At 59.4% G+C, this 10,960-nt stretch carries 8 protein-coding genes and 1 pseudogene; all 9 read right to left on the reverse strand.

Going from position 1 to position 10,960, the window contains the following annotated elements:
* Positions 1 to 78: 78 nt before the first annotated feature.
* A complete protein-coding gene (locus GRF61_RS13200; RefSeq protein ID WP_169151104.1) occupies positions 79 to 3,222 on the reverse strand; it encodes a calcium-binding protein in 3,144 nt (1,047 codons plus the stop codon).
* Positions 3,191 to 3,565, reverse strand: coding sequence for a hypothetical protein (locus GRF61_RS13205; RefSeq protein WP_169151105.1), 375 nt, complete (start codon positions 3,563 to 3,565; stop codon positions 3,191 to 3,193). The genes GRF61_RS13200 and GRF61_RS13205 overlap by 32 nt, the downstream gene beginning before the upstream one ends.
* A gap of 15 nt (positions 3,566 to 3,580) precedes the next feature.
* On the reverse strand, positions 3,581 to 4,255 hold the full coding sequence (locus GRF61_RS13210; RefSeq protein WP_169151106.1) for a hypothetical protein: 675 nt from the start codon (positions 4,253 to 4,255) through the stop codon (positions 3,581 to 3,583).
* Positions 4,252 to 5,532, reverse strand: a complete 1,281-nt coding sequence (locus GRF61_RS13215) for a glycosyltransferase family 4 protein (protein ID WP_169151107.1) — start codon at positions 5,530 to 5,532, stop codon at positions 4,252 to 4,254. Before GRF61_RS13215 ends, GRF61_RS13210 begins: the two co-directional genes overlap by 4 nt.
* A gap of 203 nt (positions 5,533 to 5,735) precedes the next feature.
* A complete protein-coding gene (locus GRF61_RS25055; protein ID WP_169151108.1) occupies positions 5,736 to 8,348 on the reverse strand; it encodes a calcium-binding protein in 2,613 nt (870 codons plus the stop codon).
* Between the two features lie 415 nt (positions 8,349 to 8,763).
* Positions 8,764 to 9,351, reverse strand: a complete 588-nt coding sequence (locus GRF61_RS13225) for a hypothetical protein (protein ID WP_169151109.1) — start codon at positions 9,349 to 9,351, stop codon at positions 8,764 to 8,766.
* A 17-nt stretch (positions 9,352 to 9,368) separates the two neighbouring features.
* Positions 9,369 to 9,635 (reverse strand): hypothetical protein, encoded by a 267-nt coding sequence (locus GRF61_RS13230; RefSeq protein ID WP_169151110.1) that lies wholly within the window; start codon positions 9,633 to 9,635, stop codon positions 9,369 to 9,371.
* A gap of 32 nt (positions 9,636 to 9,667) precedes the next feature.
* Positions 9,668 to 10,522 (reverse strand): annotated as a pseudogene (locus GRF61_RS13235) (HlyD family type I secretion periplasmic adaptor subunit); the annotation flags it as partial.
* A gap of 15 nt (positions 10,523 to 10,537) precedes the next feature.
* On the reverse strand, positions 10,538 to 10,960 hold a 423-nt coding region (locus GRF61_RS13240; protein WP_169151111.1), incomplete at its 5' end, for a biotin/lipoyl-binding protein.

A 10,960-nucleotide genomic window follows, 5' to 3' on the forward strand; every position in this document is an offset into this window, starting at 1 on the left:
AGTGGATTGAGAAAGCATCGGGATCTCAACGAACGATGAAAAGGGCCGGCACCCTCGGAGGTGCCGGCCCTTTGTCCATTACTGCCAGTTGGCGGCGATGACCGACGACAGGGCGTCCTGGTAGCCCTGCGGCAGGGTGGTCTGGCCGGAGCTGGGCGGTGCGAAGGCGGCCATCGCCGATACCAGGGCGTTCACCTGGCTGTCGAGCAAGGTCAGTCCATCAGCGGTCTTGAGCTGTTCGACGTGGTAGGCGTTACTCACATACCAATTGCTGACGGTGACCTTGTCCGTGGTGCCGATGATGCTGATGTCCAGATTGTTGCCGTTGCGCTGGAACCAGAGCTGGTCGGCGGCGATGTCGGCACCGAAGGCGAGGACGTCGGTGTTGCCGGTTGTGGTGTCGTAGTCGTAGAGGGTGTCCTGGCCGCCGGTGCGGGCGAAGAGGTAGGTGTCGTTGCCGCGGCCGCCGTTGAGGGTGTCGTTGCCCGCCCCGCCGTTGAGCATGTCCGCAGCAACTGTGCCCACCAGCGAGTCCGCTCCATCGGTACCGGCCAGTGCCCGTTCGACGAGGTCGCTCTGCGCCCACACTGTGCCGTCGGCAAAGCGCACCGACTGCACCGAGTTGTAGGCGTTCGATGGATTGTCGCCCAAGAAGAAGTCATTCACCGTGACTCGATCGGTACTGCCGGCCAGGGTGAGGACCAAGCTGTTACCCGACCGGCGCACGCTCACTTCCTCCGGCGCCACCCCGTCCTTGAATTGCAGCACGTTGTGTTTGCCCGAGGAGGCGTCGTATTCCGAGGCGATCACATCGTCGCCGTCGCCGTGGCCGAAGAGGTAAGTGTCGTTGCCTGCGCCGCCATAGAGGCGGTCATTGTCTGCACCGCCGTCGAGGACATCGCTGCCGTTACCGCCGTACAGCCAGTCTCCGCCGTCACCCCCGTACAGGGTGTCATCACCGTTACCCCCGTTGACGGTGTCGTTGCCCGCCCCGCCGTTGAGCATGTCCGCAGCAACTGTGCCCACCAGCGAGTCCGCTCCATCGGTACCGGCCAGTGCCCGTTCGACGAGGTCGCTCTGCGCCCACACTGTGCCGTCGGCAAAGCGCACCGACTGCACCGAGTTGTAGGCGTTCGATGGATTGTCGCCCAAGAAGAAGTCATTCACCGTGACTCGATCGGTACTGCCGGCCAGGGTGAGGACCAAGCTGTTACCCGACCGGCGCACGCTCACTTCCTCCGGCGCCACCCCGTCCTTGAATTGCAGCACGTTGTGTTTGCCCGAGGAGGCGTCGTATTCCGAGGCGATCACATCGTCGCCGTCGCCGTGGCCGAAGAGGTAAGTGTCGTTGCCTGCGCCGCCATAGAGGCGGTCATTGTCTGCACCGCCGTCGAGGACATCGCTGCCGTTACCGCCGTACAGCCAGTCTCCGCCGTCACCCCCGTACAGGGTGTCGTCGCCGTTGCCCCCGTTGAGAGTGTCGTTGCCCGCCTGGCCGTAAAGGGTATCGTTGCCATCGTTGCCGCTGAGAGAGTCGTTGCCGTCGCCGGCAAGGATGGTGTTATTGCTGCTGTCACCGCTGATCTGGTCGCTTGCGTCGGAGCCAATTACTAATTCTTTGCCACCTTCGGCAAGGCAAATGTCGAATGTGGAGCCCTGTACTGATCCTGCAGCTCGCAGTGCGGCGTGGATGGCTCCGGCTGCCTCACTTCCGGCCGATTCGAGTGCGTGAAAGAACTCTTGAAGGGTCAGGAGCCCGAGGGTTTGGTCGGCTTCAGACTGTTCCCGAAGCACGGCCACCAGTGCGCTGACATCCCACCCAAGGCCGTCCCCCTCGATTTTGATATCCAATAGATTGAGCAGCGGGGAGAAATGAGTTTGCAGCATCAATTGGCTGTAGACATAGTCAGCCAATTCGGTGAAGGCCTGCAGCAGGAGTGGCGCTGCTTTAGAGTGCGGATTGGATGGGTCGGCTTGAATCCCATTGCACCATGTGCCGAAATATTCCTCTCCGAGAAACGCCTCAAGTGCTTCCAACTTTCGAGCATCGCCAATGTAGTTTCCATAAGGTTCAGCTGTTCGACTTTCAGGGTCGATATTCTGAACGCCAGTCCAGCGATAAATGATCTGTACGACCAACTCATGGCGGGCACCGACATCGGTTTCCTGCACGAACTGCTCGACCAGCGCCTGCAATTGCCCGGACTCGTCCCGCGCCATGGCCTGGCGCAGGTCGTGGACGTTGCCGAAGGCGACGACATCGGGGAGGGCTGCGATCTCGTCGCTGATGGCGACGAGGTGGGTGTCCAGGGTATTGGCCAGATCGCTCTGGAACCAGACGTCGGTGACGGTGGCGGTGGTGCCATCCGCGCGGGTGAAGCTGCCGGTCTGCAGATGTTGATTGCCGTTGGCGTCGGTGGTGGCGGTATTGGTGTAGTTCAGCGCGATGCGGGCGACGCCGGCCTCTTCGAGGGGGAGGAGTTCGCCCTCGTCGGTAATGCCGTCACCGTCGGCATCCTTCCAGACGCGCAGGCTGGCATAGGCGGCATCGTTGGCGTCGATGACGCCGTCCAGGTTGGAATCGAGCTCGCGCAATGCGGCAAAGCCGTTGGCGGCTTTATTGCCATTGGCGAGCGTGGTGTTGTTGCCGAAGAGCTCGGAACCGCCATCGATGGAGCCATTGCCGTTGCGGTCGAGAACCAGCAATCCATCGTCCTTGCCGACCCAGCCGGACTGCTCGGCGAAGCCGTTGCCGTCATGGTCGAAGAAGACGCCGTTGGTGAGGGCGGTGGTTTCGACGCCGTCGCCGTCGAGGTCGAGGATCAGGGGGGAGGTGGTGGTTTGGGCTTGGTTAAAATGGTTGGTCAGCTCGGTACGAATGACTTCGTCGTATCCAAGCCCGAGCCATTTGGGATTGGGAGCAAGATTGTTGACCGCGTCTGTGATTGTATCGAGAAGATCGATGAGGGTTTTGGCGGCCTCCTCCTGTCCCTCTCGGCGCAAATCATAGTAGGTATCGACAAGGTCTTCTATGAGTGTTGCGAAGGCATCGCTAATAGGGATGTCATCGAATACATCCGACGGAACCTGGCGCTCGCTTTCAATCCAGAGAAAGTCTGGCCAGTCGATTGTTTTATCGCCAGGGACGAATACATTGAATAACTCCCCCAGACTGCGCGTGAAAACTCCATCAAATGCTACGGCGGGGGGGGAGGTTTGCATCTGTTACCGCATCTCGATAGCTCTTCTCTATCTGTTTGGAATCCGGGAGGTTGTAGTTATTCCCATATATGTATTTGATGTATTGAGCGTAGTGTTGTGCTGCAACACTTTCAAAATGGTCTCTGATTGCCTGTTTTCCTGCCACGTTTTCCCAATGGTTCTGAACGAGGCGGTAGAAGGCGGCGTCCAGGGGGCTTCTATAGTCACCTGATGCCACCGGATAGGCGGTTTCAGCATATTGGTCCCCGATTGATGCAAGGTATTTCCAACCATTTGCGTAGTCATTGTTTGCAGCGTATGCCTCAGCTATTGCAAACTGCTCGGGGGTTATTGAAAGAGTCATTTGAGTTCCTTGGTTTCAATTATTGATAAAGAAGGAGGAAATAAGGCCTTGTACTCGATTGTCAATTTCGACGAAGTCTTTGGAATACGACTCGGAGTAAGAGTATTCAGCGGTCAAGCCATTTCCTGTGATGGACTTCGCTGTGCAGTGCCGGTAAGGAAGTTTGCTGGGGTTGGTGCAGGAGGTTAGGAGGTTTCTGGGGGTTCTTGAATAGTAATCAGTGAAATTACTGCCTACGAAGACCTGCACGACGTTGTTGTTTCCCTTTTCTATGGAGAACTGTTTCGATGCGAATCTTGGCGCAGACTCCAGCGCAGTTTCGAACCAGTTTTCTCCCCCGTAGGGCCTGGCGATGGTGATGTTTATCCTTCTTCCGAATCCGCGTTGGCGCCATATGGCGTCATCTTCCTTCTTGTAGGGAGTCAGGTCGGGGAGGAGGGCTTCAATTGTCACTGCGCCGAGCTTTTTCCGCTCCTTGGGAATGGGTCTTAGTTTCTTGTATTTCTCCATGGTGTTCATGTAGATGTAGTTGGCTGGGATGTCCAGCTCGATCCCATGGATTTCCACCTTTACCGTGCTGGTGGCGTAATTCGGTTCTTCTTCATTGCCGGATTTAATCTTCACGACGGCGAATAGAGAAAGTGCCGAGAAGGCAGCGAGTGAGGCGATGGCAGCAGTTCTGTATTTCATGATTGCGCGGAGGTCGGGAGTAGAGATTCGGTCACGTGAGTGCTCTGGCCTGGAGAGAAGGGGGGCGTCGCGGCTCCGCCTTTCCTCATGAACGCGATGAAATCTGCCAATCCCTGTGCATGGCTGTATTGACGACTGACCTCGCTCCGAGCGCATTCACGCAGATGAATGAAGCTAGCGGGCGACTCAATTGCCTCCAATGCCCGTGCCGCAATCTCCTCTGGCCTAAAGAAATCAACCATCACCCCGTTCTCCCCTTCCCGAATGACCTCCTCCACCGGTGCTGTACGTGAGGAGATCAGGAGGCAGCCGCTGGCCATGGCTTCGAGCATCGACCAGGACAGCACAAAGGGGTAGGTCAGGTAGAGGTGGGCGGCGGAAACCTGCAGCACTTTCCGATAGCGGTCATAGGGGAGCTTGCCGAGGAAGTGGGTGCGGGCCGGGTCCAGCCGGACTTCCCTGAGCATCTTCTCGCGCCAGTTCGGCGCGTCCTTGGGGCGCCGGCCGTAGCTCACGTCGTCGCCGCCGACGATCAGGGCATGGCAGCCGCGGTGGTGGCGCTGGATGAGCTCGAGCGCCCGCATGAATTGATGGAAGCCGCGGTAGGGTTCGAGGTTGCGGGCGACGTAGGTGATGACCGGATCGCCGGCCCGCAGGGTCAGGCCGTTGTCCAGGGTGAAGGTCGCGGCCGGGTCCGGCGCCAGGCCTTCGGTGTCGATGCCTTCGTGGATGATGGAAATCTTGTCGCGATAGGCCGCGGGGTGGCGGCTGTGCTGCCAGCGGGTGGGCGTGACGCCGGCGTCGCAGTTCTCCAGGTTCAGCGTATGCAGGGCGTTCCAGGTACGGATGCGGGCGCGGTCGTCGAAGCTCACGGGAAACTCAGGATCGAATGCCCAGTCGGCGCCCTGGCTGTCGTAGAACCATTCGCAGAAGTGGATGAGGCGTGCGTCTGGATAGACATCCTTGAGGTAGAGCGTTTCGCCCCAGCCGGGGTGGGCCAGCACGACGTCCGGGCGGTAGCCCTGGGCCTTGAGTTTCAACAGGACGCGCGCTACGGCCTGACCATGGAGAACCGCCTGTTCCATCTGCCTCAGGTAGTGGTGTTGATCCTGGCTGGGCGCGCGGTGCAGCCGATAGCGCAAGCACTGGACACCAGGGAGGCCGGGCGCAGTGTCGCGGCCAATGCCGAGCACTTGCCAGCCGGGCGTCTGGGCCCAGCTCGTGGCGAGATGACGGAACTGGCCGGGGAAGTTCTGGTGGATGACGAGGATTCGCATCACCGTTCCCTGAAGTGCTCATCCAGCATCTGCGAAGCTGGAGTCGAATTGCCGGGAGGATGGCTGGAGAAGTGGCCGCATGCGCTCTTCATGTCTATTAGCGATTCCGCCGACTGCATCGGACGTATTGCAGGAGAAAGCATCGAGGTCTCAACGAACGATGAAAAGGGCCGGCACCCTCGGAGGTGCCGGCCCTTTGTCCATTACTGCCAGTTGGCGGCGATGACCGACGACAGGGCGTCCTGGTAGCCCTGTGGCAAGGTGGTCTGGCCGGAGCTGGGCGGCGCGAAGGCGGCCATCGCCGATACCAGGGCGTTCACCTGGCTGTCGAGCAAGGTCAGTCCATCAGCGGTCTTGAGCTGTTCGACGTGGTAGGCGTTACTCACATACCAATTGCTGACGGTGACCTTGTCCGTGGTGCCGATGATGCTGATGTCCAGATTGTTGCCGTTGCGCTGGAACCAGAGCTGGTCGGCGGCGATGTCGGCACCGAAGGCGAGGACGTCGGTGTTGCCGGTTGTGGTGTCGTAGTCGTAGAGGATGTCCTGGCCGCCGGTGCGGGCGAAGAGGTAGGTGTCGTTGCCTGTGCCACCTGCTAGATAGTCATTGCCGTCTCCGCCATCGAGGGTGTCGTTGCCATTGCCCCCATTGAGGGAGTCGTTGCCGGCCTGGCCGTAGAGGGCATCGTCGCCGTCGTTGCCGCTGAGGGTGTCGTTGCCGTCGCCGGCGAAGACGGTTTCGGCGCCGCCGCCGAAGCCGAGGGCGTCTGCGTTGGCGGAGAGGGTGATGGGGTAGCGGGCGAAGAGCTGGGCGGGGGTCAGGGTGAGGTCGTCGAACTGGAAGGAGCCGACCTGGTAGTACGCGCTGGTGTAGTAGTTGAGCAGGGAGACCTGGTCGCCGTTGCCGTACTCGATGATGAGGCTGGTGCCTTCGGTGCGCAGCGCGGTGAGTCCGTCGGCGTTGATGCCTTCGAAGCGGACGACGTCGGTGGCGACGTTGTAGAGATCGTAGGCGTTGATGACGTCGATGCCGGAGCCTGCGCGCAGGAGGTAGGTGTCATTGCCACGGCCACCGTTGAGGGTGTCGTTGCCGGTGCCGCCGTCGAGGGTGTCGTTGCCGGCCTCGCCGTTGAGGAGGTCGTTGCCGTCTCCGCCGAACAGGGCATCGTTGCCGTCACCGCCATTGAGGACGTCATTGCCGGCGCCACCATCGAGGGTGTCGTTGCCATTGCCCCCATTGAGGGAGTCGTTGCCGGCCTGGCCGTAGAGGGCATCGTCACCGTCGTTGCCGCTGAGGGTGTCGTTGCCGTCGCCGGCGATGATGACATTAGCGCCGCTGTCGCCGCTGATCTGGTCATTGGCTGTGGAGCCAATTAGAAGCTCCTTGCCTGCCGCTGCCAGGTAGAGATCGAACAAGGAGCCTTGTAGGGAACCCTCGGCCTGCAATGCCAGAAGAATGGCGTTGGCGGTTTCGCTGCCGCTTGATTCGAGAGCCCTGTTGAATTCACTCAGATTGGTGAGGCCGAGGATATGGTCGTTCTCATACTGTTCCCGCAGTGTTGCCACCAGCGCGGTGACATCCCACCCAAGGCTGCCGTCGTTGATCTTGATCTCCAGCAGATTGATCAGCGGTGCGAAATGGCTCTGCAGCATGAGCTGGCCATAAACATAGTCAGCCAGGGACGCATAAGCTTCCATGAGCTCCGCGGCGGCATTCGGGCCGGGATTGGGCGTGCCGGCGTTCGTACCGCTGCCCTGGGTGAAGGTTTCCCCGAGAAAGGTTTCCAGCACATAGAGCTTGCGGCCATCGGCCAGGTAGGCGCCACGGCTGCTTGCGCTGTATTGGTCTGAGCCGGTCCAGGCGAAGAGGATTTGATCCAGCAAAGCATGGCGGGCAACGACATCGGTTTCCTGCGCGAACTGTTCGACCAGCACCTGCAATTGCCCAGATTCATCCCGCGCCATGGCCTGGCGCAGGTCGTGGACGTTGCCGAAGGCGACGACATCGGGGAGGGCTGCGATCTCGTCGCTGATGGCGACGAGGTGGGTGTCCAGGGTATTGGCCAGATCGCTCTGGAACCAGACGTCGGTGACGGTGGCGGTGGTGCCATCCGCGCGGGTGAAGCTGCCGGTCTGCAGATGTTGATTGCCGTTGGCGTCGGTGGTGGCGGTATTGGTGTAGTTCAGCGCGATGCGGGCGACGCCGGCCTCTTCGAGGGGGAGGAGTTCGCCCTCGTCGGTAATGCCGTCACCGTCGGCATCCTTCCAGACGCGCAGGCTGGCATAGGCGGCATCGTTGGCGTCGATGACGCCGTCCAGGTTGGAATCGAGCTCGCGCAATGCGGCAAAGCCGTTGGCGGCTTTATTGCCATTGGCGAGCGTGGTGTTGTTGCCGAAGAGCTCGGAACCGCCATCGATGGAGCCATTGCCGTTGCGGTCGAGAACCAGCAATCCATCGTCCTTGCCGACCCAGCCGGACTGCTCGGCGAAGCCGTTGCCGTCATGGTCGAAGAAGACGCCGTTGGTCAGCGAGGTGGTTTCGACGCCGTCGCCGTCGAGGTCGAGGATCAGGGGGGAGGTGGTGGTTTGGGCTTGGTTGAAGCTGTAGGTGATTTGATCACGAATTATGCGTTCTCCCGACTGGCCCTGGATGTCTTTATAAGAAAGGTCGAGTGGAATATCTAGAAGCTTCTCGATTGGCTCGCTGATTGATGCAGAAATTGCCGAGCGCTCTTTGTAGATGTAGGCTGCAGCTGAAAGTACAACAGCAAGGGCTCTGAGTTGTGGAATATTCGATAAGGCCGCTAGATTTGCCAAGTTGGACGCAGCGCCTAGGATGGCTTCGCCCAGAGCACCAAAGTCTCCCTTTGATGCTGCATCGGCCGCCAATAAGGAATTAGCCTGCAGGCTGGTTAGATTCGCTGCAACGCTTGTAGGGACCGCTCCTAGCTGACTTGAGATTGCGCCGACAAGCTGAAGCAAATTGCCGGCAGTATTGATGTCAACTCCCATTTGGTTTGCTAGCGACTTTCCTGCGCTCCAGGCGTCTCCCCCATTTGCAGCATACTCACCCACGGTAATTATCAGATTTCCCATTTTTTATCTCACTGGAAAAAAGGAGAAGAAGAAAAAAAATCCTGCTACTGCTGTGAGTAGGAAGTAGAGTAAATGCCCCGATATTCTTGAAAGTTGATCAAGTAGTACTTGGTTGTTTTTTCTTTCAGCTATCGTCTTAGTTAAGGCGAAGAGCGATGAGCCGGTGAGGGCTGCGCCGGTAATGAGGCGACGCAATGTGTCTGTGAAAGATGCAGGGGTGTTTGATTCTGAAAGCCAGTCGATATTGAAACGTATCGCAGCTATAAAAATTAAGGTGATCGTTGTAATTAGAGTGTTGATAATGAATTTTTTCATGGCGGATTTTGGATGAAGGGGCTTCTTTTTTTCTCGAAGGGAAACTAGGGAGGCTCTGAGTGCTAGGCCGAATGAGTTTTGCTGGATTTTCCGCCTCATTTTCTCCCTGATCAAAATTTTCATCAAATAGTTTTTTGGGAACGAAGATAAATCCCAGAAAGCCTGGTAGATTGGATCCAAGACCTACCGAAAACCGCTCTAGGTCACTTAGCTCTTTATCTGAGCTTTCCCAAATAGCGTATTGCTCAGCTATTCCGAGTCCGGCAGCCACGGCCCCATAGCTTGTCGTTGCTGTTGTGCCTATTTCAAGGCCAGAGAGCTTGTCGATAGTGGCAGACCAGAGGAGGTCTATTGCCGCAAAAAGGTTGCTCATTGCGCCAAGGCTGTCAGCGTTCTCGCTAGTGCTCATGTTTTCCTCGATGGTCTTTATTTGCTTTTTCTTGGGTTAACCAAGAATTTAAAAATTAGGAAAATTGCAATAATGAATGCGGCGGTCAAGAGATAGCCAAATCTCATCGGTGTCGCGAGCCACAAGGCTAAAGCGGCTAGGGTGGCAAGAAGTATGGACAGTAAGGTTGCTCCAATTAAGTCGCCGCGTCGTATTCCTTTCTCGTTGTCGCTGGTCAAGTCCTCTTGCTGTGTCTCTTCGTTAGGATGTGGTTTATTAACTATTTCGCTCTGATCGCTTTTCATTTATCTGTCCAAGTAAAAAAGCAAAATTTGCATCACCGCTCGCCCAGACTCTCATCGACGGTCTGCAGGACGGGGCTGAGGAAATACTCAATCACGCGCCGGTGCCCGGTCTTGATCTCGGCGGTGACCGCCATGCCGGCGGCCAGATTCACCGTGCGCTCGTCCACCTGCAAGGTGGCGCGCTCCAGCTTCAGCCTCACCGGGAACACCAGGCCGCGCTGCTCGTCGGCCACCGCGTCGTTGGAGATGAAGCTCACTTCGGCGGGGAGGGTGCCGTAGCGGGTGAAGGGGAAGGTTTCGACCTTGATCTCGGCGCGCTGGGCTTGCTTGACGAAGCCGACGTCCTTGTTCTCCAGCACGGCTTCGACTTCGGCGGCGTAGTCGTGGGGGACGATGACCATCAGTTGCTGGGCGGGGGTGACGACGCCGCCTTCGGTGTGGATGGCCAGCTGCTGGACGGTGCCGGCCACCGGGGTGGTGAGGCGCATCAGGCGGGATTTGTTTTCGGTCTTGGCGACTTCGGCTTGCAGGCTGGCGGCTTGTTGTTCGGCTTCGGTGCGCTCGGCGCTGATGCCGCGCAGGAATTCGGCTTGCCAGGCGGCCCGGTTGGCGCGGCCCTGGGCGATGGTCTGGTCGAGTTCGAGGAGTTTGGCGCGCTGGTAGGCGAGGTCGCGTTCGATCTCGATGCGGGCTTGTTCCTGTTCGAGGTAGCCGTGCTGGGAGACGAAGGCGCGGTCGACGAGGTTCTTGTAGTCGGCTTCGCGGCGGCGGGCGATGGGCAGGGTGGCGTCCAGTTTGGCGACGAGTTCGCGGGTGGCGGCGTGTTCGGCCTGGGCGCGGGCGATTTCGCCGTCGAAGGCCTGGACGCGGGTGCGGTATTCGGCGAACTGGCGGGCGAGGAGTTAGGTTTCGGCGAGGTGGCGGCTGGCGGGGACGTCGTCCAGGGCGGGGAGCGTGGGCAGGCGGTTGCCGGCATGCGGGCCTTCGAGGCTGTCGAGCAGGCTCACGGCGCGGGCGGCCTTGAGCCGGGCGGTGGCCCAGGCTTCGCGGGCCTGGGCGTCTTCGGCGCCGGCGGCGGTGGCGTCGAGTTCGACGAGGAGGTCGCCGGCCTGCACGGTCTGGCCGTCGGCGACGTGGATGCGGCGCACGGCGGCGGTTTCGATGGGTTGGATGATCTGGGCGCGGGTGCTGGGGATGATCTTGCCGGTGGCGGTGGCCACGGTGTCGATGTGGCCGAAGATGGACCACAGCAGCAGCACGGCGAAGGCGGTGACGAGGATGCCGATGAGCACACGCGGCAGCGGGCTGGGCGGGGTGTCCTGCAG

The sequence above is a fragment of the Azoarcus sp. TTM-91 genome (genome assembly GCF_012911025.1).
Taxonomy (GTDB): Bacteria; Pseudomonadota; Gammaproteobacteria; order Burkholderiales; family Rhodocyclaceae; genus Azoarcus.

What these genes read in the sequence shown, in the direction of transcription:
- GRF61_RS13200 (WP_169151104.1), bottom strand. Translation starts at nt 3,222, where the DNA reads ATGCAAACCTCCCCCCCCGCCGTAGCATTTGATGGAGTTTTCACGCGC.
- GRF61_RS13205 (WP_169151105.1), bottom strand. Translation starts at nt 3,565, where the DNA reads ATGACTCTTTCAATAACCCCCGAGCAGTTTGCAATAGCTGAGGCATAC.
- GRF61_RS13210 (WP_169151106.1), bottom strand. Translation starts at nt 4,255, where the DNA reads ATGAAATACAGAACTGCTGCCATCGCCTCACTCGCTGCCTTCTCGGCA.
- GRF61_RS13215 (WP_169151107.1), bottom strand. Translation starts at nt 5,532, where the DNA reads ATGCGAATCCTCGTCATCCACCAGAACTTCCCCGGCCAGTTCCGTCAT.
- GRF61_RS13225 (WP_169151109.1), bottom strand. Translation starts at nt 9,351, where the DNA reads ATGAGCACTAGCGAGAACGCTGACAGCCTTGGCGCAATGAGCAACCTT.
- GRF61_RS13230 (WP_169151110.1), bottom strand. Translation starts at nt 9,635, where the DNA reads ATGAAAAGCGATCAGAGCGAAATAGTTAATAAACCACATCCTAACGAA.